Raw genomic sequence first — 22,121 nt, 5'->3', positions numbered from 1 at the left:
GATAGAGTTACGGCGGTCATGGCGGAGGGGAAACGCCCGGTTACATTCCGAACCCGGAAGCTAAGCCCTCCAGCGCCGATGGTACTGCACTCGGGAGGGTGTGGGAGAGTAGGACACCGCCGGACATTCTTTCCAGTCGAGGGCCGCCCCATCCGGGTCGGCCCTCGACTGCGTAGCGTCGTTCCGGCGCAATCAGGAAGGATGTACCTGTGAGTTCAGGACCGCACGACGGCGACCGTCCTCGTCGTTACGAAGACCGCTCCGACCGACGTGACGGGGCGCCCCGACGCGATGACCGCCCCCCGTACCGCGGAGACCGCGACGACCGTGCCGGTGGGCAGCGCGGCAGCTACGGCGCCCGCGACGGTGGTTTCCGTGGAGGTGAGCGCCGCGAGGGCGGGTACCGGGGTGCCTCCCGTGACGATTCCCGCCCCGCCGGCGGCGGTGACCGCCGGGAAGGCGACAACCGTGGGGCACCGCGCGGTGAGGGCCGCGACTTCCGTGGTGGCGACCGCCGTGAAGGTGGCTTCCGTTCCGGTCCGCGTGAGGGTGGTCCGTCGCGTGAGGGTGGCTTCCGTGGTGGCGACCGCCGTGAGGGTGGTTTCCAGGGCGGCGGTGACCGTCGTGAGGGCGGTTTCCGTTCCGGTCCGCGTGAGGGTGGTCCGTCGCGTGAGGGTGGCTTCCGTGGTGGCGACCGCCGTGAGGGTGGTTTCCAGGGCGGCGGTGACCGTCGTGAGGGCGGTTTCCGTTCCGGTCCCCGTGAGGGTGGCTCGTCGCGTGAGGGCGGTTTCCGCTCGGGTCCGCGTGAGGGTGGCTCGTCGCGTGAGGGTGGTTTCCGCTCGGGTCCGCGTGAGGGTGGTCCGTCGCGTGAGGGCGGTTTCCGTGGTGGCGACCGCCGTGAGGGTGGTTTCCAGGGCGGCGGTGACCGTCGTGAGGGCGGTTTCCGTTCCGGTCCCCGTGAGGGTGGCTCGTCGCGTGAGGGCGGTTTCCGCTCCGGTCCGCGTGAGGGTGGTCCGTCGCGTGAGGGTGGCTTCCGTGGCGGTGACCGCCGTGAGGGTGGTTTCCGCTCGGGTCCGCGTGAGGGTGGTCCGTCGCGCGAGGGTGGCTTCCGTGGCGGTGACCGCCGTGAGGGTGGTCCGTCGCGCGAGGGCGGCTTCCGTGGTGGCGACCGCCGTGAGGGTGGTTTCCAGGGCGGCGGTGACCGCCGTGAGGGCGGCTTCCGTTCCGGTCCGCGTGAGGGTGGTCCGTCGCGTGAGGGTGGCTTCCGTGGCGGTGACCGCCGTGAGGGTGGCTTCCGTGGCGGCGATCGGGCCGGTCAGGGCGAGCGTCCGCGCCGCGATGATCGCCACGGTTCCGATGACCGGCGACGGGAGGGCGGCTACACCGCCGGTCCCGCCCGCGACGACCGGCGGGACCGCGCCGGGTCGGCGGAGGGCGACCGTACTGCGGATGCGCCGGCGCTGCCCGACGAGATCGTCGCGACCGACCTTGACTCGACCGTCCGCGCCGAGTTGCTCTCGTTGGCCAAGCCGGTGGCGGACACCGTCGCTCGGCACCTGGTCGCGACCGGCCAGCTGATCGACGAGGCCCCGGTCGAGGCGCTGGCGCACGCGATGGCCGCCCGGCGGCTCGCGTCGCGGATCTCGGCGGTCCGGGAGGCGGTCGGGCTGGCCGCGTACCACACGGGGGAGTGGCAGACGGCCATCGCCGAGCTGCGCACGTACCACCGGATGACCGGGTTGCAGAGCCACCTGGCGGTGCTCGCCGACTGCGAGCGGGCGCTCGGGCGGCCGGAACGGGCGATCGACCTGTTCCGGGGCGCCGACCAGGAGAAGCTGGACCAGGCAGTCTCGATCGAGCTGTTGATCGTGGCCGCCGGTGCCCGTGGTGACCTCGGCCAGAAGGACGCTGCGGTGGCGATGCTCCAGGTGCGTGAGCTGACGAGCGAGGCGACCGAGTCGTGGGCCGGCAGGCTTCGGTACGCGTACGCCGACGCGCTGCTCGCGGTCGGGCGGAACGAGGAGGCCCGGGAGTGGTTCTCCCGGGCAGCCGACGTCGACACCGACGGCGAGACCGACGCGGCCGAGCGGCTGCTCGAACTCGACGGGGTGCTGATCGAGGGCGACGACGAGGACGACGAGCCGGCCGAGGAGATCGCCGCCGGGCCGGGGAGCCCGGGCGCGGTGCCGGCTGAGCCGGACGCCGATCTCACCGGCGCCGCCGACCGGTCCGACGACGAGGACGCCCTCGGTGTCGACGATCGGGACGACGACCTCGACTCTCCGGACGAGGACGACGACGAGGACGAGGACGACTCTCCGGCCGCCGCCGCTGACCGCGACGAGGACGATCGGGACGGTGACGCCGGGCGGCGCGCCGACGAGCTGACCGACGACGAGGCCGGCACCGCCGCGGCCCGGACCGGGTCGGCGCGTGGCGAGGAGCCGGCCGGCGACCGCGAACCGGGCGCGGACCAGCGGTGACCACGGACGCCGGGGGGCGGCTGGCCGACGGGTACTCGCTGGTCGTTTTCGACCTGGACGGGGTGATCTACCTGATCGACCGGCCGATCCCCGGCGCCGTCGCGGCGGTGGGTCGGCTGCGCGCCGAGGGACGGGCGGTCGCGTACGCCACGAACAACGCGTCCCGCCGTTCCAGCGAGGTCGCCGACCTGCTCTCCGGGATGGGTGTGCCCGCCACCCCGGAGGAGGTGCTGACCTCCGCGGCCGCCTCCGCCGAGCTGCTGGCGGAGCGGCTGCCCGCCGGTGCGGCGGTCCTGGTGGTGGGCGCGGAGGCGCTGCGCGCCGAGGTCGGCGCCGTCGGCCTGCGCCCGGTCTCCCACGCCGACGAGGCCCCGGCCGCGGTGGTGCAGGGGTACGGCCCACAGGTCTGCTGGGCGGACCTGGCCGAGGCGTCGCTGGCGGTGCGGGCGGGGGCGATCTGGATCGCCACGAACACCGACCGGACCCTGCCCAGCGGGCGCGGCCCGCTGCCGGGCAACGGATCGCTGGTGGCCGTGCTGCGCACCGCGCTGGACCGGGAGCCGGACGTGGTGGTGGGCAAGCCCGAGCCGGCGCTGTTCACCACCGCCGCCCGCCGGGCCGGCGAGGGGCGCACCCTGGTGGTGGGCGACCGGCTGGACACCGACATCGAGGGTGCACGCCGGGCCGGGCTGGACAGCCTGCTGGTGCTCACCGGCGTCAGCGACGTGCCCGAGCTGCTGGCCGCCGCCCCGGCGCGTCGCCCGACGTACGTCTCGGCCGATCTGGCCGGGCTGTTCGATCCGACGGCGGTGGTCCGGGTGCCCGGCGAGCCGGAGACCGGCGGCTGGTCGGCGACCGTGGCCGACGACGGCGCGCTGGAACTGACCGGGGCGGGACGACCGCTGGACGCCCTGGCCGCGCTCTGCGCCGTCGCGTGGGCTGCGGACGCCGGCCCGGCGGTCCGGGCGGGCTCGCCGGAGGCCACCGAGGCGCTGGCCGACCTCGGCCTGACGGACTGATCCAAGGGCCGGCCCCGCCGTACGCGATCGGGGCCGGCCCGCCTGGTCGGTGGTCCGCCGCGGCGGGGCACCGGCGTCCCGACGCGGTCAGAGCAGCTTGCGGAGCTTCAGCAGGTCGAACGGGTTTGCCTTGATCGAGACTCGCTTGGACGCCACCGCCTGGGTGACGTCGAGCTCGCCGCGGACGAGGGCGAGCAGATCGTCGCTGCTGGTGCTCAGCGCGATCTTCGCCTTCGGGTCGTCTCCGTCGGTCAGGTCGAGCAGCCGTCCGTCGGTGAGCCGGCCGTGGAAGGCAGCACTCAGATCGGTCACCCGGCAGGCCAGGGTCCGGTCCAGGTCGATCCGCTCCCGTACGGTCTCGGCGTTGTGGTCCAGCCGGGCGGCCAGATCCTGCAACGCCTGCCGGCACTCGTCCACGCTGGCCACATCGTCTCCTCACGCTCGCCACGCCCGTTTCCCGGCACCGTACCGCAATGGGCGTCGCCTGGCGCCCGGTAGCGTGACACCGGTAACCCCACCCCCGTGGAAGGACTCAGGCATGCAGGACGCGTGGCGCGCCTACCTCGGACTGGCCATGGGCCTGACGGAGGCCCCCCGGAAGAAGGCCCAGGACGTCGTACGCCGGCTGGTCGGCTCCGGCGAGGCGACGGCCACCCAGCTCCAGGCCCTCGCCGAGGAACTGCTCTCGACCGGTGTGGCGAACCGGGAGGCGCTGACCAAACTGGTGCGCTTCGAGGTGGACCGGGCCCTCGGCGCGGTGGGACTGGCCGCCGCCGACGAGGTGGCCGAGCTGACCCGCCGGGTGCACGAGCTGGAGCGTCAGCTCCGGGAGGCCAAGGCGGGCCCCGCCGGGTCCGCGCTGCCGGCCGGCGCGGCGGCACCGGCAGCCCTGCCCACCGCCGGGGCGGCGGAGCCCACGGGCACCGCCGCCGGCATGGCGGAGCCGACGGGCCACACCGCCCCGGACGCGGTGGCGACGCAGAACGTGGCGAAGAAGACGGTGGCCAAGAAGACCGTCGCGAAGAAGACCATCGCCCGCAAGCCGCCGGCCACGGTGAGCCGCACCGGTGCCGACGAGGGCGGCGCGGAGCCGGCCCGGCCGGTGAAGGCGGTGCCACGCAGGCAGCAGCCGGGCGGCGCGGAGTGAGCGTACCCGTGACGGGTCGGGGCCGGCGGTGAGCGCGCCGTTCCGGCCGGGCCCGCCCCCCGGTCCCCGGCCGGGCCCGCCGCCGCGCCCGATCGGCGTCGACGCCGACGGAGCGGTCCGGCACCCGGCGGTGGACGCCGCCGTCCAGGCGATGGCGAACGCCGCGGCGCTCTCGCCGGCCGACCAGATCCCGCAGTACGAAGCGGCGTACCAGACGCTGCGCGAGACGCTCGCCACCATCGACCAGGCCTGACCGACCGGAGAACCTTCCCATGGCACGTCGCACCCGGCTCGACGCCGAACTCGTCCGCCGCGGGCTGGCCCGCTCCAGGGAGCAGGCCGCCGCGCTCGTGGAGGCCGGGCGGGTCCGGCTTCGTGGGGTGCAGGCCCGCAAGGCCGCCGCGATGGTCGACCCCGCCGACCCGCTGCTGGTCACCGGCGCCGACCCCGTCTCGGAGTACGTCTCCCGGGGCGGGCACAAGCTGGCCGGCGCCCTGGCCGCGTTCGCCCCGGGCGGGCTGGGGGTGGCCGGCCGCCGCTGCCTCGACGCCGGCGCGTCGACCGGTGGCTTCACCGACGTCCTGCTGCGCGCCGACGCGGCCGAGGTCGTCGCCGTGGACGTCGGGTACGGCCAGCTCGCCTGGTCGCTGCGCACCGACGACCGGGTACGCGTCCTCGAACGGACCAACGTTCGCACCCTGACCCCGGAGGTGATCGGCGGGCAGGTCGACCTGACGGTGGCCGACCTGTCGTTCATCTCGTTGCGGTTGGTGCTGCCGGCGCTCGCCGCCTGCACCCGGCCCGACGGCGACCTGGCGCTGATGGTCAAGCCCCAGTTCGAGGTGGGCAGGGAACGGGTCGGGGCCGGCGGGGTGGTACGCGACGAGGCGTTGCGCGCCGAGGCCGTCCTCGATGTGGCGGCGGCGGCGGCCACGCTCGGCCTGGGGCTGGCGGATGTGACCGCCAGCCCACTGCCGGGGCCCAGCGGCAACGTCGAGTTCTTCGTATGGTTACGCCGGGGCGCGCCGGCGGCCGACCCGGAGCGGGTGCGGGCCGTCGTGGCGGCCGGCCCGCAGGGCCCGCCCCCGTCCGGCACCATGCCGGATGAGGCCCCGCAGGAGCCGGAAACGGCCCCGGAGGAGGTGGCAGGGTGAGCGCGAGGAGTGAGCTTGCGAGCCCCGCAGTCGCGAACGGAGGGCGGATCCGGTGAGTCGTACCGCGCTGCTCGTGACGCACACGGGTCGGCGCCGCAGCACCGAGCACGCCCGGGCGGTCGCGGCGGACCTGATCGCCGCGGGCTTCGAGGTGCGGGTGGTGGCCGAGGAGGCCGAGGACCTGGACCTGCCCGGCGTGGTGCCGGTGACCGGCCCCGAGGCCGCGCAGGGCGCGGAGATCGTCTTCGCCCTCGGCGGGGACGGCACGTTCCTGCGCGCGGCCGAGCTGGCCCGCCCGACGAAGGTGCCGCTGCTCGGCATCAACCTCGGCAAGGTCGGCTTCCTCGCCGAGGCGGAGATCGACGACCTCGACGTGGCGGTGCGCGACGTGGTCGAGCGCAACTACACGGTGGACGAACGGCTCACCCTCGACGTGACCGCGGAGTTCGACGGCGGCCCGACGATCGAGTCCTGGGCGCTCAACGAGGTCAGCGTCGAGAAGGGCGAGCGGGCCCAGATGCTGGAGCTCCTCGTCGACGTGGATGGTCGGCCGCTGTCCCGGTACGGCTGCGACGGCGTGGTGTGCGCGACCCCGACCGGCTCCACCGCGTACGCGTTCTCCGGCGGCGGGCCGGTGGTCTGGCCGGAGGTGGAGGCGCTGCTACTGGTGCCGATCAGCGCGCACGCGCTGTTCAGCCGGCCTCTGGTCACCTCGCCGACGTCGACGTTCTCGATCACGGTGGACCCGTTCACCACCCTGGCGGTGCTCTGTTGCGACGGCCGGCGGGTGTACGACCTGCCGCCGGGCGCCCGGGTCACGGTGCGTCGTGGCGCGTTGCCGGTGTGTGTGGTGCGGCTGCGGGCCCGGTCGTTCACCGACCGGTTGGTGGCGAAGTTCGGGCTCCCGGTGCACGGCTGGCGGGGCTCCCGCCGCTGACCCGTCCGGGCCACGCGCGGGTCGCTCCGGCGGCCGTGCCCGCGCCGAGGCGCGGTGAGACATCTCGGCGGTGACCTGCCGGACACCTACCGCGCCGGCGGGTGCCTGTCCGGTGTCCACCTGGCGACATGTCGCCGGTGCGGCGCGCCGCAGCTAGTGACCGTGCGGTGAGCTGCGTCGCAGACTCCGAGCGGTTGATCTCCGTGAGAGGTCGGCCTTCGGAGAAGAGGAGCGCATCGCATGCACAGGCCCCCACGGTGGCTCACCGCCGGCGCGGTCGGCGCGTTGGTCGTCGGTCTCGCCGCACCGGCGTCCGCCGACCCGCCGGCCCGGCCCACCGGCCCGAATCCGGGCCCGACGGCCCCGGGTACCGCGCCCGCCCGCATCACCCTGATCACCGGTGACCAGGTCGACCTCGTTCCGGCGGCACCCGGCCGGGTCGCCGCCACCGTTCGCCCCGGGCCGGGGCGTGAGCGGGTCATCTTCCAGACGGTGGAGGTCGACGGCGGACTGCGGGTGCTGCCCAGCGATGCCGTGCCCTACGTCTCCGCCGGGGTGCTCGACGGCAACCTGTTCGACGTGCAGGAACTCGCCGAGGAGGGCTACGGCGACGCCGCGCAGGGCGTCCTGCCGCTGATCGTGCGCTACCGGGAGCCGGCCGCCGGCCGGGTCCGGCCGCTCTCCGTCGCCGCCGACGCCCGCCCTCTGGGGAGCATCAACGGCGCGGCGCTGCGGGTCGGCAAGGGCGACCTGGGTGGCCTGTGGACCACGCTGGCCGGGGCGCCGGCGGCCCGGACCACCCCGGCGGCCGCGCCGCGGCTGGGCGGCGGCATCGCCCGCGTCTGGCTGGACGGGCGGGTCCGCCCGACGCTCGAACACAGCGTGCCGCAGATCGGCGCGCCGGCGGCCTGGGCCGCCGGCCGGGACGGCAGCGGCGTGAAGGTGGCCGTGCTCGACACCGGCGTCGACGACACCCACCCGGACCTGGCCGGCCGGATCGTCGACGCGCAGGACTTCTCCGGCAGCGGCAGCGCCCGCGACGGGCACGGCCACGGCACCCACGTGGCGGCCACCGTCGCCGGCAGCGGCGCCGCCTCCGACGGGAGACGCAAGGGCGTCGCGCCCGGCGCGCGGCTGCTGGTCGGCAAGGTGCTCGACGACGGCGGTTCCGGCTACGACTCGTCCATCATCGCGGGCATGGAATGGGCCGCCCACTCCGGCGCGAAGGTCGTCAGCATGAGCCTCGGCGGCGCCGCGACGGACGGCACCGACCCGATGAGCCAGGCGGTCAACGACCTGACCGCCGAGACCGGGGCCCTCTTCGTGGTCGCGGCCGGCAACGAGGGCACGCCGCGCAGCGTCGGCACGCCGGGCGCGGCCGCGGCGGCGCTCACCGTCGGCGCGGTGGACCGCGACGAGAACCTGGGGGAGTTCTCCAGTCGCGGGCCGCGCCTCGGCGACAACGGCCTGAAGCCGGAGATCACCGCGCCGGGCGTCGGCATCGTCGCCGCCCGGGCCGCCGGCACCAGCATGGGTACGCCGGTCGGCGAGGCGTACACGGCCGTGTCGGGCACCTCGATGGCCACCCCGCACGTGGCCGGCGCGGCCGCGATCCTCGCCCAGGAACACCCCGACTGGCCGGCCGGGAAACTCAAGGACGCGTTGGTCAGCACCGCGAGGGCGAATTCGGAGCTGACAGTGTTCGAGCAGGGCGGCGGCCGGGTCGACGTGGCCCGGGCGCTCGGCCAGCGGGTGTACGCCTCGGCCACCGCCGACTTCGGACGGGTGAGCGCCGGTGGCGCGGCGGTCGAGCGCAGCGTCACGTACACCAATGGCACGGCGGCCCCGCAGACCCTGCGGCTGGCCCTGGAACTGCGCAACCTGGACAGCGGCGCGGCCGAGACCGACGGCGTCTCCGTCGCCTCCGATGAGGTGACCGTGCCGGCGGGCGGCAGCGTGGCAGTGTCGCTGCGGGCCGACCCGGCGAAGCTGGCCCGGGGACCGCACGGCGGCGCTCTGGTGGCGACCGGTGCGGACGGCGTCGCCGTGCGCACCCCGGTCGCGCTCACCCTCGCCGGCGCGGTACACCAGGTCACCCTGAAGGCGCTGGACATGCAGGGCCGGCCGACCATCTCTCCGGCGGTGACCTTCTTCGGCGAGCATCCCGAGTCGGACTACTGGGGCTGGATCGACGGCGAGGCCACCCTGCAGGTCGAGGAGGGCCCGTACACGGTGACCGCGCTGATCGAGCACGGCGCCCCGCTGGACGAGCAGCTCACCGAGATCATCGAGCCGGAGCTGGTCGTCGACCGGGACCTGACCGTGGTGCTCGACCCGCGCAAGGGCACGCCGGTGCGGATCGAGACGCCGAAGCCCACCGAGCAGCGGGACACGATCAGCTACTACCTGCACCGAGTCTTCGGCAACGGCCGGCAGGTCGACCACGGCGTGATGGCCTTCAGCACCATCGAGCAGGTCAACGTCACGCCGACCCGTCGGGTCAGCCAGGGCGAGTTCGAGTTCTCCTCGCGCTGGCAGTTGGTCGCGCCGATGGTGGACGCGAAGATCAGCGGGGTGTCCGGCCCGCTGGACATCAACCTGCTGGGCCAGTCGCCGGCGCCGACCGGCCGGCGGAAGCTGCCGCTGGTCTGGGCCGGCACCGGCACGCCCGCCGAGCTGACCCGGGTGCGCGGCGCCGCCGCGCTGCTCGCCGCCGACCCGGATCGCTCGGAGGAGGAGCAGGTCGCCGCCGCCGCGACTGCCGGCGCCGCCGCCGTGCTGATCGTTCGGCCGGCGGACTTCAGCGCGTGGACGGTGTGGCGCCCGACCGGCGACCGGTTGCCGATCCCGGCCATGGTGGTGGCGTACGACGACGGGCAGCGACTGATCGCGTCGGCCCGCAGGGGCCGGCCGACGCTGGACCTGACGCTGACCGTGGACAGCCCCTACCTGTACGACGTGTGGCAGGTGGCGAAGGGGCGGGTGCCGGAGCGGATCGTCCACCGGGTGACCGCGAAGAACACCGCCGAGGTGACCGCGAGCTACGGCGACACCGGCGCGGAGTGGGCCAGCGAGCAGCGGTTCGGCTGGCGCTCGTGGCAGGAGTACTCCTGGAACGACGACCAGCGGATGGTGCGCACCGGCACCACCCGGCAGGAGTTCGTCAGCTCCGGGGACCACTGGTGGCAGCACCGGGTGCAGCACAAGCTCATGTTCGACCAGTGGGGGAAGCTGATCGGCGGGCTCACCCAGGAGCCCCGGCGGTACGCCGCCGCCGACCGGGAGACGGAGACCTGGCACGCCCCGGTGGTCCGGCCGGCCGTGCCGGCCACCGGCGCAAGGGTGCCCACCCGCACCGGTGACAGCCTCGACCTGCGGGTGCCCGAGTTCGTCGACGCCGGCGGCCACTACGCTGCGGCCGGCCGCAGCGGGGAGTCGGACACCGTCGGGGTCCGGATCAGCAGGAACGGGCAGCAGATCGCCGACCTCTCCGGCGGTTGGGCACCGGTGCCCACCGTCGCGGCCCCGGCGCGCTACCGGCTGGACGTGAGCACGCGGCGGTCCTCGGCCGAGTGGCGCTACGCCACCCGCACCGACACGGCCTGGCAGTTCACCTCGGCCCGCCCGGCCGGGACCGCCGCCACGCCGCTGCCGCTGCTTCAGGTCGACTACCAGGTGCCCGCCGACCTGCGCGGCAAGGTGCCCGGTGGCCGGCCGCACCGGCTCGGCCTGACCCTGCGCCAGCCGACCGGGGTGTCCGCGCCGACCGGCACCAGCGTACGGGTCGAGGTGTCGTTCGACGGCGGGCGGACCTGGCGGAAGGCGCCCGTGCAGGGCCACGGCACCCGGTTCACCGCCACGGTGCCGGCCGGCCGTGGCACCGTGTCGCTCCGGGTGCACGCGAGCGACCGGGCCGGCGACAGCGTCGACCAGACCGTGATCGACGCGTACGGTCTGCGTTGACGCGGCTGGGGCGGGGCGGCGCGGTGCCGCCCCGCCCCCTCGCCCGTCGGGGTCAGATCCAGCCCCGGCGGGCGACCTGGAAGGCCAGTCCGGGGCGGGTGTCCACGCCGGCGACCGCCATCAGGTCGGCGAGGCGGCGTTGCACCGTACGCCGGCTCACCCCGAGCTGGGAGGCGATGGACTTGTCCGGTACGCCGGCCACGAAGAGCGACAGCAGCCGGACCTCGTCGGCGTCCGGCCGGTAGCCGTCCCCGCCGGGGTCGGCGGACAGGGCGGCGGAGCGCAGCGGGGTCGCCATCAGCCAGTGGCTTTCGAAGAGGGCGAGCAGCGCGTCGAGAAGTTGGCTGCGGCCGATCACCGCGGCGCTCAGTTCGCCGCTGTCCCGGTCCGGCACGAGCGGGCAGACCGCCGTCGTACCATCGACGATGGCCAGCCGGACCGGCAGCCGGTCGAGCACGCGGGCCTGCTCCCCGGCGTGGATGCCCTGATGGACGTCCTCCAGCGCGCCGGGTTCGAGGAGAATGTCGCGTTCGTAGATGGCCCGGTACCGTACCCCGCGAGCCAGCGCGTCGAACTCCTCCACGTTGTCCTGGCCCGGCATGGTCAGCGGGTTCGCCCGGCAGAACCAGAGCACCTCGACGCGGGCGCCGTTCTGGAGGTCACGCAGGCGCTCGCGGAGGACCTCAGCGCCGGTGATGACCTCGACCAGGTGGTCGGCGTCGTGGCGGCGCATTCCGGTCTGGTACTCCTCGGTCAGCTGGGTGACCGCCGCGCGGGCCGCCTCGAGGGCCTCCTGCCGGCGCAGCAGCGCCGCCCCGAGCGGGATGTCCGGCGCCAGCGGGCGCAGCGGCGCGTCGGGTTCCGGGCCGGCGGGCACCACCAACCCCTTGCCCCGCAGCGTGTCGAGCCCGGCGAGGATCTCGGCGCGGGGGCGGTGCAGCCGCTCGACCAGCTCGTCGACCCGCGCGGCGTTGAGCTGGACCAGGCAGCGGTAGAGGTCCTCGTCGCCCGGGGTCAGGCCGATCACGTCCAACACGGGGCAGAACTGTACGTCGCCGGCGGACGGGCCATGACGCGGCGTTGCCGGCTGGTCAACTGTCGGGGCTCGCGTCTACTGTCGGGTGCTGTGTTGGAAGAGCTGCGCATCACCGGACTGGGCGTCATCGAGGACACCACGCTGCCGTTGACCGCCGGGATGAACGTCATCACCGGCGAGACCGGTGCCGGCAAGACCATGGTGGTGACCGGCCTCGGCCTGCTCTTCGGCGGCCGGGCCGACGCCGGCCGGGTGCGCGCCCAGCCGGGCCGCGCGGTGGTCGAGGGGCGGCTGCGCCTCGGCGGCCGGGTCGCGGCGGCCGTGCACGCGCGGGTCACCGACGCCGGCGGCGAGCCCGACGACGACGGCACGCTGCTGCTGAGCCGGACGGTGACCGTGGAGGGGCGCTCCCGGGCGCACCTGGGCGGGCGGAGCATGCCGGTGGCGATGCTCGGCGAGGTCGGCGAGCAGGTGGTGGCGGTGCACGGCCAGTCCGACCAACTGCGCCTGCTGCGACCGGCCGAGCAGCGGGCCTCGCTGGACCGGTTCGCCGGGCCGGAGCACGAGAAGCTGATCGACGCGCTGCGCGAGGCGTACACCCGGTGGCGGACTGTGGTCGAGGACCTGGCCGACCGGCGGCGCAACGCCCGGGCCCGCAGCCAGGAGGCCGACCTGCTCCGGCTGGGGCTGGACGAGATCAGCCGGGTCGACCCGCAGCCGGGTGAGGACAACGAGCTGAAGGCGGAGGCACAGCGCCTGGAGCACGCCGAGGGGCTGCGCACGGCGGCGCAGACGGCGCATCAGTGCGTGGCCGGCGGCACCGAGCCGAACGACGAGACGCCGGACGCCACGGCGCTGCTCGGGCTGGCCCGGCGCACGCTGGAGGCGCAGGCCGGCACCGACGCCGCCCTGGGCGACCTGGCGGCCCGGCTGGAGGAGGCGGCCACCCTGGTCGCCGACGTTTCCGCCGAGCTGTCGGCGTACCTGGCGTCGCTGGACGCCGACCCGGCGCGGTTGCAGACCATCTACGAGCGGCGGGCGGCGCTGCGGGGGCTGACCCGCAAGTACGCCGACGACGTCGACGGGGTGGTCGCCTGGGCGGAACAGGCCCGCGCCCGGCTTTCCGACCTGGGCACCTCCGACGAGCTCCTCGACGAGCTGGACCGGGAGGCGTCCCGGCTGGCCGGTGAGGTGGCCGAGCTGGCCGGGCGGGTGTCGACATCCCGACAGGAGGCGGCGACCCGGTTCGCCGAGCAGGTCACCGTCGAGCTGGCCGGGCTGGCCATGCCGCACGCCCGGATCGAGGTGGCGGTGCTGCCCCGGTCGGTGGGGAAGTCGGAGCCGAGCCTGCCGGTCAACGGCGTCGAGGTCGGCGTCGGTCCGGACGGCGGTGACGAGGTGGAGCTGCGGCTGCTGGCCCATCCGGGCGCACCGTCGCTGCCGTTGCAGCGCGGCGCGTCCGGCGGTGAGCTGTCCCGGGTGATGCTCGCCATCGAGGTGGTCTTCGCCGGCTCCGGCGGCCCGCCCACCCTGGTCTTTGACGAGGTCGACGCCGGTGTCGGCGGCCAGGCGGCGGTGGAGATCGGCCGCCGGCTGGCCCGGCTGGCCCGCAGCCACCAGGTGCTGGTGGTCACCCACCTGCCGCAGGTGGCCGCGTTCGCCGACCGGCACCTGGTGGTGTTGAAGGACACCGGGGGCGCGGTGACCACCAGCGGGGTGCGGGTGGTGGAGGACACCGAGCGGGCCCGCGAGCTGGCCCGGATGCTGGCGGGTTTGCCGGACTCGGATCTGGGTATCGCCCACGCGGAGGAGCTGTTGGCCGTCGCGGCTCGGGAAAGGCGGCCCTGACCGCGGCCGATTGTGAGCGCAGGCACACCAGTGTGCGCTGCGGTGTGCTTCCCTGGGTAGGCGGCCCTGCCCAGGCATGTCGCGACAGAAAAGCCTGCCTCACATGCCAGGATGGTCACGATGCGTCTACCCACGTTGCGCCGGAACCGGAGCGCGGAACCGGACACAGTCCTTGGCACCGCGCGCCTCGATCGCCGGACGAAACGCCTGGTCGGCCGGCTGCGCCCGGGCGACATAGCGATCATCGACCACGTCGACGTGGACCGGGTGGCAGCCGACTCGCTGGTCGCTGTCGGGGTCACCGCGGTGCTCAACGCCAAGCCGTCGGTCTCCGGCCGATATCCGAACCTCGGCCCCGAGGTGCTGGTCGCGGCCGGCATCCCGCTCCTGGACGACCTCGGTGAGGGGATCTTCGAGCAGGTCCGGGAGGGCGACACCGTCCGGATCGAGGGCAACACCGTGTACGTCGGCGGCGAGCCGGTCGCGCACGGTGCCCTCCAGGACGCCGAGACGGTGGCCAAGGCGATGGCCGACGCCCGGGAGGGGCTGTCGGTGCAGTTGGAGGCGTTCGCCGCCAACACCATGGACTACCTCAGGCAGGAGCGCGACCTGCTCCTCGACGGCGTCGGCGTGCCGGAGATCCAGACCCAGATGCGGGGCCGGCACTGCCTGATCGTGGTGCGCGGCTACGACTACAAGGACGACCTGGACGTGCTGCGCCCGTACATCCGGGAGTTCAAGCCGGTGCTGATCGGCGTGGACGGCGGGGCGGACGCGCTGGTCGAGGCGGGCTACACCCCCGACATGATCATCGGGGACATGGACTCGGTCACCGACGACGTGCTGCGCTGCGGCGCCGAGGTGATCGTGCACGCGTACCCGGACGGGCGGGCGCCGGGGCTGCCCCGGGTCAACGGGCTGGGCGTCCCGGCGATCACCTTCCCGGCGGCGGCTACCAGCGAGGACCTGGCGATGCTGCTGGCCGACGAGAAGGGCGCGTCGCTGCTGGTGGCGGTCGGCACGCACGCCACCCTGGTCGAGTTCCTCGACAAGGGCCGGGGCGGGATGGCCTCGACGTTCCTCACCCGGCTCAAGGTCGGCGGGAAGCTGGTGGACGCCAAGGGCGTCAGCCGGCTCTACCGGCAGAGCATCTCCGGTTCCTCCCTGCTGCTGCTGGTGCTCGCGGCGGTGGCGGCGATGGCCTCCGCCGTGGCGGTCTCCACCGTCGGCAAGGCGTACCTGGGCGTGGTCAGCGAATGGTGGAACAATTTCGTGTTCCAGCTCGGCCAGCTCTTCTAGCTCCCGACCGATCAAGAGGCTGCAAGCGTGATCAACTTTCGCTACCACGTGGTGTCCCTGACCGCGGTCTTTCTGGCGTTGGCCATCGGCCTGGTGGTCGGCACGGCCGCCCTCAACGGCCCGGTGGCCGACTCGCTCAAGGACCGGGTGAACGAGCTGAGCAAGGACAACCAGCAGAGGCGCCAGATGGTCAACAGCATGCAGAAGGAACTGGAGATGGAGCAGCAGTTCGCCGCCGAGATCGCCCAGGTCATGCTGCCGGGCAAGCTCACCGGCCGCCGGGTGCTGCTGCTCGCCCTGCCCAGCGGGCGGGAACACACCGACGGCGTGCTGAAGATGCTCCGGACCGCCGGGGCCACCGTCACCGGGCGGGTCAACCTCCAGGACAAGTTCATCGAACCGGACAACAACAGCAACCTGATGGAGTTGGCCGTCACCGCCGCCCGACCCAGCGCCCCCGCCTCCGGGCTGCCCGGCAACGGCCACGGCGTGGAGACCTCCAGCGCCCTGCTGGCCAGCGTCCTGCTGGACCGGCCCGGCGGCACCCCCGTCACCGAGGCCGACCGCATGGCGGTGCTGGCGTCGTACACCAAGGCCGGTTACCTGACGACCGACGAGAAGGTGACCGGGCCGGCCGAGGCGGTGGTGCTGGTCAGCGGGCAGCCGTACGTGGACAAGGACTCGGCGAAGAAGGACGAGTCGGTGGTCAAGGTCGCCGAGCAGTTCGACCGGGCCGGCGCGATCGTGGTGGCCGGCACCGGCTCGGCCGACGGGAACGTGGTGTCGGTGGTCCGGAACGACCCGGTCCTGTCGCAGACCATCTCCACCGTCGACGACGCCAACACCACGCAGGGGCAGCTGGTCACCAGCCTGGCGCTGGCGCAGCAGGTCGTCGAGAAGAAGGCCGGCCAGTACGGCGTGGGCGACAACGTCACCGCGCTGCTGCCTAGACTGCCCCAGTGAGCGAACGACGTACCCGGCTGTCCGATCCCGCCCGCCACGCAGGCGGCGTCATGAACGGGGTGACCGAGTGAGCCTGTTGGGCCGCATGCTGATCGCCGGGGCCGGCGCCGCCGCCGCCCGGTACGCGCTGCGCGAGCTGCGCACCTCGCCGGTCGCCCCGGCCCTGGAACGCACCAACTTCCGGGGCCGCACCCTCACCCTGGCCGCCGGCCCGGCGCTCGCCGCCGGTGCCGCCGCGGCCGGCGCGCTCGGCGCTCCGAGCGGGGCCGCCGGCGCCGCCGCGTTGGTGGCCGGAGTGGGCGGGGGAGCGGTCGGCGTCTACGACGACATGGTCGGCGCCCGGCCGGAGCAGAAGGCAGCCAAGGGCTTCGCCGGGCACCTCGCCGCGCTGCGGGAGGGGCGGGTCACCGCCGGCCTCGTCAAGATCGTCGGAGTGGGCGCGGCCGGGCTCGGCGCCGCCGCGCTGCTCGCCGCCGACCCCGCCGTCGCCGCCCACCCCCGCCGGCAGCGCCACGGCACGTTCGGTCGCACCGTCGACGTGCTGCTCGGCGCCGGGGTGATCGCCGGCACCGCCAACCTGCTCAACCTGCTCGACCTGCGGCCGGGCCGGGCGTTGAAGTCCGGCCTGCTGCTCGGCGCGCCGCTGGCCCGGGGCCCGCACGGCGGGATCGCCGCCGGTGCGGTGGGCGCCGCCGCCGGCCTGCTCAGCGAGGACCTCGACGAACAGGTGATGATCGGAGACGGCGGGGCCAACGCGCTCGGCGCGCTGCTCGGGGTGGCCCTCGCGGCCCGCACCGGGCCCCTCGGCCGGGCCGGCGTGCTCGCCGTGCTCGCCGTGCTCACCGCGGCCAGCGAGAAGGTCAGCTTCACCCAGGTCATCCAGGCCACCCCGGGCCTGCGCGAGCTGGACGCACTGGGCCGGCGCACCGACTGACGTGAAGACTCCGGCACCCCTCGCCGGCGCCGGCCGGGTGGCCGGAGCGGCCGCGCTGATCGCCGTGCTCACCGTGGTCAGTCGGCTCGCCGGCTTCGGCCGCACCCTGGTGTTCACCTGGACGCTGGACTTCAGCGACCTCGGCGACATGTACGTCGTCGCCAACACCGTGCCGAACATCATCTTCGAGATCGTGGCCGGTGGGGCGCTGGCCAGCCTGGTCGTACCGCTGCTGGCCGGTCCGGTCGCGGCGGGGGACCGGCGGGCGGTGGGCGCGACCACCGGGGCACTGCTGACCTGGACGGTGACCCTGCTGGTGCCGCTGGCCGTCGCGGTCGCGCTGCTGGCCGGCCCGATCGTCGAGGCGTTCAGCTCCGGCCGCAGCCCGGCGGAGCTGGCCGCCGGCGCCCGGATGCTGCGGGTCTTCGCCCCACAGCTGCCGCTCTACGGCATCGGCATCGTGCTCGCCGGGGTGCTCCAGGCACACCGCCGGTTCGCCTGGCCGGTCATCGCCCCGCTGCTGTCCAGCCTCACCGTGATCGCGGTGTACCTGGCGTTCAGCGCGGTCGAGGGGCGCCGGGCCACGGTCGCCGGGGTGAGCCGGGGCGGCGAACTGGTCCTCTCCGGCGGCACCACCCTCGGCGTGGTGGTGCTGTCGCTGTCGCTGCTGATCCCGCTGCGCCGGTTGGGCCTGCGGCTGCGCCCCGGGTACGCGTTCGACGCCGACACCCGGGCCCGGGTCGGCGGCCTCGCGGTGGCCGGTGTGGTCACCGTCACCGCCCAGCAGATCGCCCTCGCGGTGATCATCAAGAGCACCTCGGGCGGCCCCACCGGCTCCCTCCAGGTGTTCAACCTGGCCCAGACGATGTACCTGCTGCCCTGGGCGGTGCTGGCCGTGCCGCTCGCCGTCGCCGCGTATCCGACCCTCGCGGCGGCGTCGGCGACGGGCGACGAGGCCACCTACCGGGCCACCCTCGCCTCGACCACCCGGGGGGTGTTCCTGTTCAGCTGCCTCGGCGCGGCGGCGCTGGCCGGCACCGCAGCCCCGGTCGCCGCGTTCTTCCGCCCGGAGGACCCCGCCCCGGTCGCCGCCGGGATCGCTGGCTTCGCCCCGGGGCTGCTCGGCTACGGGCTGTTCGCGGTGCTCTCCCGGGCCCTGTACGCCCGGGGCGACACCCGCCCGGCCACCGCCGCGATCAGCGTCGGCTGGCTCGCCGTACCGCTGGCCGTCGCCCCGCTGGCGGCGCTGCTGCCCCGCGCCGACCGGGTGCTCGCGGTGACCCTGGCCAACTCGGCCGGGATGCTGCTGCTCGGCGCCCTGCTGCTGCTCGCGGTGCGCCGCGCGGCCGGGCCCGCCACGCTGGCCGGCGGGGCCCGCGCCGGGGCCGCCGGGCTGCTCGGCGGGGCGCTCGGCGCGCTCGCCGGGGCCGGCGTCGCCCGGGTGCTGGCCGGGGCCGGCGGCGGCACCCCGACCGCACCGACGGCACTCGTGCAGGGCATGCTGTCCGCAGCCGTGGTCGGCGTCGTGTTCCTCGCCATCGTGTACCTGACCGACCGGCGGGACGTCCGGCCGCTGCTGGCCGCCGTGCGCCGCCGGCTGGGCGGGGCGGGCCGGGGAGCCGGGCGCGCCGTTGGGCCTCGGCAGGAGGGCGTGGTCCCCCCGGAGCGGGGCGACGGAAAGGAGACGGTGTCCGGGTGAGCGCGACGACGTGCGGCGGGCCGACGGCGATGGCGGCCCGGGGGTGGTCGCGGTGACGGACGCGACGCCGAACGTCCGCCGGAACGGCACCGTGGCACTGCTGATCGCCTCCAGCACCGGCGGCGTCGGCCAGCACGTCCGCTCCATCGCCCGGGGGTTCACCGAGGCGGGCACCCCGGTGCTGGTCTGCGGTCCGGCCGCCACCGAGGAGCAGTTCGACTTCACCGGCGTGGGCGCCCGGTTCCGGCCGGTGGAGATCCCGGCCAGCCCCACCCCCGCCGACGTCCGGGCGATCGCCGCGTTGCGCCGCGCGCTGGCCGCCGAGCCCGTCGCCGTGCTGCACGCGCACGGGCTGCGCGCCGGGCTGGTCGCCGTCCTGGCCCGGCAGGCGGCCCCACTGGTGGTCACCTGGCACAACGCGGTCCTCGCCCGGGGGTTGCGCGGCGGCCTGTCCCGGCTCGCCGAGCGGATCGTCGCCCGGGGCGCCCGGGTCGCGCTCGGCGCCTCGACCGACCTGGTCGAGCGGGCCGCCGCGCTCGGCGCCGCCGACGCCCGGCTCGCCCCGGTCGCCGCGCCGGCGCTGCCCGCGCCGCGCCGCCGCCGGGCCGCCGTCCGCGCCGAGTTCGGAGTGGCCGCCGACCAGCCGCTGATCGTCTCGGTCGGCCGGCTGCACCCCCAGAAGCGGTACGACGTGCTCATCGACGCCGCCGCCCGGTGGCGCGGCCGGACCCCGCCGCCGGTCGTGGTGATCGCCGGCAGCGGGCCGGCGTACCTGCCGCTGGCCGCCCGGGTCTCCGCCGCCCGTGCCCCGGTCACCCTGCTCGGGCACCGCACCGACGTGGCCGACCTGCTGGCCGCGGCCGACCTGGCCGTGGTGACCAGCGACTGGGAGGCCCGCCAACTCTTCGCCCAGGAGGCGCTGCACGCCGGCGTGCCCCTGGTGGCGACCGCAGTCGGCGGCCTGCCGGGGCTGGTCGGCGACGCGGCCGTGCTGGTACCCCCCGGCGACGTGGACGCGGTCGACGCCGCCGTGCGGGGACTGCTCGACGACGTGACCCGCCGGGCCGACCTGGGCCGGGCCGGCGCGGCGCGGGCCGGGACCTGGCCCACCGAGGCGGACACCGTCGCCGAGCTGGCCGCGCTCTACGCGGAGCTGGCCTCCGACGCGGCCGGCCCGGCCACCCCCGACGCCCCGTCGACGGGACGCCGGTGATGCTGCGCAGAGTCACGCCGATCCTGCTGACGCTGCTGGTCGTGGTCCTCGGCGTCGCCGCCCTCGCCGCGCGGCCGACCGGGGAGGCCCCCCGGCGCACCGCCGATTTCGTGGTACTGGCCGGGGTGGCGGGCCTGCGCTGGGACGACGTGGACCCGCAGACGACCCCGACACTGTGGCGAATGGCGCAGGAAGGCTCCATCGGCTCCCTGTCGGTGCGCTCCGCGCACCGGCCCACCTGCCCCGTCGACGGCTGGCTGACCCTCGGCGCCGGCAACTTCGCCGCCTGGAACGGCGGCCGCGGCACGGGCGCCTGCCCGTCCGTCGGGGTGACCGTGGAGCAGCCCGACGGCATCGGCGCGAACCTGCCCGACCAGGGGGCCGTCGTGCGGTACAACCAGCAGCGCCTGTCCTGGGGCGCGGTGCCCGGCGCGCTGTCCGAGTCGGTGCGCTGCTCGGTCGCGGTCGGCCCCGGCGCGGCGGTGGCCGCCGCCCGCCCGTTCGGTCGGGTCGACCGGTACGCCGCGGAGCTGCCCGACGATCCGGCCCCGCTGCTCGGCTCGTGCGTGCTGAGCATCGTCGACCTGGGCGCCGTCTCCGGCGAGGACCCGGCGGCCCGGGCCGAGCAGGCCCGTCGGGCGGATGCCGACCTGGCCCGGGTGCTCGCCGCCCGGCCCCCGAGCTCCCTGGTGCTGGTCGCCGGGGTCTCCGACACCGGCCTGCCGTCTCGGCTGCACGTCGCCGTCGCCGACGGCCCCGGCTGGGAGCGGGGTTGGCTCACGTCGCCCACCACCGGGCGGGAGGGCTACCTGCAACTGGTCGACCTGGCGCCGACCGCCCTCGCCGCCCTCGGCCGGCCGATGCCGGAGCGGCTGTTCCTCGGCCGGCCAGCGGTCACCGTCGGCGGCCGGCCGGCGGACCTTTCGACCGCGCTGACCGCACCGGCCGACGCCGACCGGGAGTCCGCCGCCCAGCGGCGGGTCGCCGGCTGGTTCTTCGCCCTGCTCGTCGGCGCGCAGGTGCTGCTCGCCCTCGCGGTGCTGCCGTTGCTGCGCCGCGCCCGCCGGCACGCCGGGCCGGTCGGCCCGAAGCCGGTGCCCCGGCGGGTGGTGGCGACCGTGGAGTTACTGCTCGTCGCCGTCGCACTGGCCGTGCCGGCGGCCCTGCTCGCCGACGTCGTGCCCTGGTGGCGCGGCGAGCACGCCGGCTGGTGGTTCGCCACGGTGACGGCGTTGCTGGTGGTCGGGGGGACCGTCGCCGTCCGGTTCGTCCCCGGGCACGCCTCGACGCTCGGCCCACTCGGCGCGGTCGCCGGCCTGGCCACCCTCGTCGTCGCCACCGACGTGCTCACCGGGGCCCGGTTACAGCTCAACGGGGTGATCGGCTACTCGGCCCTGCAGGGCGGCCGGTTCGTCGGCCTGGGCACCGTCGGGCTCGGCGTGTTCATCGCCGGGTCCCTGCTCTGCGCCGGCTGGCTGGCCCAGCGGGTCCGCCGCCAGTGGCGGCCCATGGTGATGGTCGCCGTCGGCGGGCTCGCCGTGGTGGTGGTCGGCAGCCCGTACCTGGGGGCGGACTCGATCGGCGCGATCGCGCTGACCGCCGGGGTGAGCGTGGCCGCGGCGATCAGCACCGGCGGCTGGCTGACGGTCAGCCGGCTGGTCTGGGCCACCATGGCCGGGCTGGCCCTCACCATCGGCTACGCGGTGATCGACCTGCGCCGGCCGGCCACCGAGCGGGGCAGCCTCGGCCGGTTCCTGGCCGCCGTCGGCGACGGCACCGGCGGGCTGACCGTGCACCGGTCCAGCAGCTCCAACTTCGAGACGTTGGTCAACAGTTCGCTGACCGTGCTGGCCGTGGTCGGCGCCCTGTTGGTCTGGTTCGCGCTGCTTCAGCCGTGGGGCGGGCTGATGCGGCTGTTCGGCATCTACCCGGCGATGCGGGCCGCGATGGCCGGCACGGCGGTTGCCGCCGTCATCGGTGGGGTGCTCAGCGGCTCCGCGCTCGACGTCGCCGGGGCCGCCGGGGCGCTGGTGGTGCCGATGGCGGCCCTCGCGGCGCTGCGGGTGCTCGACCACTCCACCGACCGGACCCAGCCAGCCGACGGCGGCCCGGCCAACGGCCGCCCCGGCGGGCCGCCGCGCACCCCGGACAGGGGCGACCTGGACGCGGTGCCGGCCCGGGGCGGCGGCCCTGCACCGGCCCGCCCGGCGGACGCCCCGGCCGACGCTTTGGCGGACGCCCCGGCCGACGGCTCGGCCGGTGACGCCGGTGGCGGGGACCCGGCCCGACGCACGCCGGGTCGGGACGCCCGCGCATCAACCGAGGTCGCTACGGCCTGACCTCCCGGCGCTGCACTGGCGGGGGACCTCGGGTGCGGGCTGCGGGCCCGGCCCGGGGAGGTGTTAGCGTGGAATCCCGTGGATCGC

The 22,121-nt window shown here is 75.5% G+C and carries 17 protein-coding genes and 1 rRNA gene; 15 read left to right on the top strand and 3 right to left on the bottom strand.

All coding sequences use genetic code 11. The features are described 5' to 3' along the window. Positions 1–8: 8 nt before the first annotated feature. A 5S ribosomal RNA gene (rrf, locus tag GVV04_RS30945) occupies positions 9–125 on the top strand. Between the two features lie 90 nt (positions 126–215). Here the strand turns inward: rrf and GVV04_RS34180 are convergent. Further along, a complete protein-coding gene (locus GVV04_RS34180; RefSeq protein WP_201754430.1) occupies positions 216–1,349 on the bottom strand; it encodes a hypothetical protein in 1,134 nt (377 codons plus the stop codon). 171 nt (positions 1,350–1,520) lie between these two features. On the opposite strand from GVV04_RS34180, the gene GVV04_RS30940 reads away from it, so the two are divergent. Both GVV04_RS30940 and GVV04_RS30935 read left to right on the top strand, forming a co-directional pair. After that, positions 1,521–2,483 carry a Replicase polyprotein 1ab gene (locus GVV04_RS30940; protein WP_407938863.1) on the top strand — a complete coding sequence of 321 codons (963 nt, stop codon included), beginning with the start codon at positions 1,521–1,523 and terminating at the stop codon, positions 2,481–2,483. After that, positions 2,480–3,502 (top strand): HAD-IIA family hydrolase, encoded by a 1,023-nt coding sequence (locus tag GVV04_RS30935; protein WP_161692550.1) that lies wholly within the window; start codon positions 2,480–2,482, stop codon positions 3,500–3,502. Before GVV04_RS30940 ends, GVV04_RS30935 begins: the two co-directional genes overlap by 4 nt. Before the next feature lie 87 nt (positions 3,503–3,589). Here GVV04_RS30935 and GVV04_RS30930 read toward each other — a convergent pair whose 3' ends face one another. Next, positions 3,590–3,928 carry an SCP2 sterol-binding domain-containing protein gene (locus GVV04_RS30930; protein WP_161692549.1) on the bottom strand — a complete coding sequence of 113 codons (339 nt, stop codon included), beginning with the start codon at positions 3,926–3,928 and terminating at the stop codon, positions 3,590–3,592. A 112-nt stretch (positions 3,929–4,040) separates the two neighbouring features. On the opposite strand from GVV04_RS30930, the gene GVV04_RS30925 reads away from it, so the two are divergent. The 5 genes from GVV04_RS30925 to GVV04_RS30905 all read left to right on the top strand — a co-directional run bounded on the left by GVV04_RS30925 (position 4,041) and on the right by GVV04_RS30905 (position 10,703). After that, complete coding sequence (locus GVV04_RS30925; RefSeq protein WP_161692548.1) at positions 4,041–4,649, top strand: phasin family protein; 609 nt, start codon at positions 4,041–4,043, stop codon at positions 4,647–4,649. 28 nt (positions 4,650–4,677) lie between these two features. Beyond that, positions 4,678–4,902, top strand: coding sequence for a hypothetical protein (locus GVV04_RS30920; RefSeq protein WP_161692547.1), 225 nt, complete (start codon positions 4,678–4,680; stop codon positions 4,900–4,902). 19 nt (positions 4,903–4,921) lie between these two features. Next, positions 4,922–5,803 (top strand): TlyA family RNA methyltransferase, encoded by an 882-nt coding sequence (locus tag GVV04_RS30915; RefSeq protein ID WP_161692546.1) that lies wholly within the window; start codon positions 4,922–4,924, stop codon positions 5,801–5,803. 52 nt (positions 5,804–5,855) lie between these two features. Next, entirely contained in the window at positions 5,856–6,740 is an 885-nt protein-coding gene (locus GVV04_RS30910; RefSeq protein WP_161692545.1) for an NAD kinase, read from the top strand. A gap of 240 nt (positions 6,741–6,980) precedes the next feature. Then, the gene (locus tag GVV04_RS30905; RefSeq protein WP_161692544.1) at positions 6,981–10,703 is read left to right on the top strand and encodes a S8 family serine peptidase; all 3,723 of its coding nucleotides are present in this window, start codon (positions 6,981–6,983) and stop codon (positions 10,701–10,703) included. Between the two features lie 52 nt (positions 10,704–10,755). Here GVV04_RS30905 and GVV04_RS30900 read toward each other — a convergent pair whose 3' ends face one another. After that, positions 10,756–11,739: a TrmB family transcriptional regulator gene (locus tag GVV04_RS30900; RefSeq protein WP_161692543.1), complete on the bottom strand. Its 984-nt coding sequence runs from the start codon at positions 11,737–11,739 to the stop codon at positions 10,756–10,758. Positions 11,740–11,829: 90 nt separating this feature from the next. On the opposite strand from GVV04_RS30900, the gene recN reads away from it, so the two are divergent. From recN to GVV04_RS30865, 7 genes are all read left to right on the top strand, one after another. Next, positions 11,830–13,587, top strand: coding sequence for a DNA repair protein RecN (gene recN, locus GVV04_RS30895; RefSeq protein WP_161692542.1), 1,758 nt, complete (start codon positions 11,830–11,832; stop codon positions 13,585–13,587). Between the two features lie 120 nt (positions 13,588–13,707). Beyond that, on the top strand, positions 13,708–14,886 hold the full coding sequence (steA, locus tag GVV04_RS30890; protein ID WP_161692541.1) for a putative cytokinetic ring protein SteA: 1,179 nt from the start codon (positions 13,708–13,710) through the stop codon (positions 14,884–14,886). 27 nt (positions 14,887–14,913) lie between these two features. After that, the gene (locus GVV04_RS30885; protein ID WP_161692540.1) at positions 14,914–15,849 is read left to right on the top strand and encodes a copper transporter; all 936 of its coding nucleotides are present in this window, start codon (positions 14,914–14,916) and stop codon (positions 15,847–15,849) included. An 85-nt stretch (positions 15,850–15,934) separates the two neighbouring features. Further along, positions 15,935–16,783, top strand: coding sequence for a hypothetical protein (locus tag GVV04_RS30880; RefSeq protein ID WP_201754434.1), 849 nt, complete (start codon positions 15,935–15,937; stop codon positions 16,781–16,783). 1 nt (position 16,784) lies between these two features. Further along, the gene (murJ, locus tag GVV04_RS30875; RefSeq protein ID WP_161692538.1) at positions 16,785–18,482 is read left to right on the top strand and encodes a murein biosynthesis integral membrane protein MurJ; all 1,698 of its coding nucleotides are present in this window, start codon (positions 16,785–16,787) and stop codon (positions 18,480–18,482) included. Between the two features lie 52 nt (positions 18,483–18,534). Then, complete coding sequence (locus GVV04_RS30870; protein WP_161692537.1) at positions 18,535–19,695, top strand: glycosyltransferase family 4 protein; 1,161 nt, start codon at positions 18,535–18,537, stop codon at positions 19,693–19,695. Beyond that, positions 19,695–22,034 carry a hypothetical protein gene (locus GVV04_RS30865; RefSeq protein ID WP_235967262.1) on the top strand — a complete coding sequence of 780 codons (2,340 nt, stop codon included), beginning with the start codon at positions 19,695–19,697 and terminating at the stop codon, positions 22,032–22,034. Before GVV04_RS30870 ends, GVV04_RS30865 begins: the two co-directional genes overlap by 1 nt. Positions 22,035–22,121: the final 87 nt, after the last annotated feature.

Origin of the sequence: Micromonospora rubida (genome assembly GCF_009908295.1) — a bacterium.
In the GTDB taxonomy this organism is placed as follows: domain Bacteria; phylum Actinomycetota; class Actinomycetes; order Mycobacteriales; family Micromonosporaceae; genus Micromonospora; species Micromonospora rubida.
This window is presented reverse-complemented; position numbering and strand designations above follow the sequence as displayed.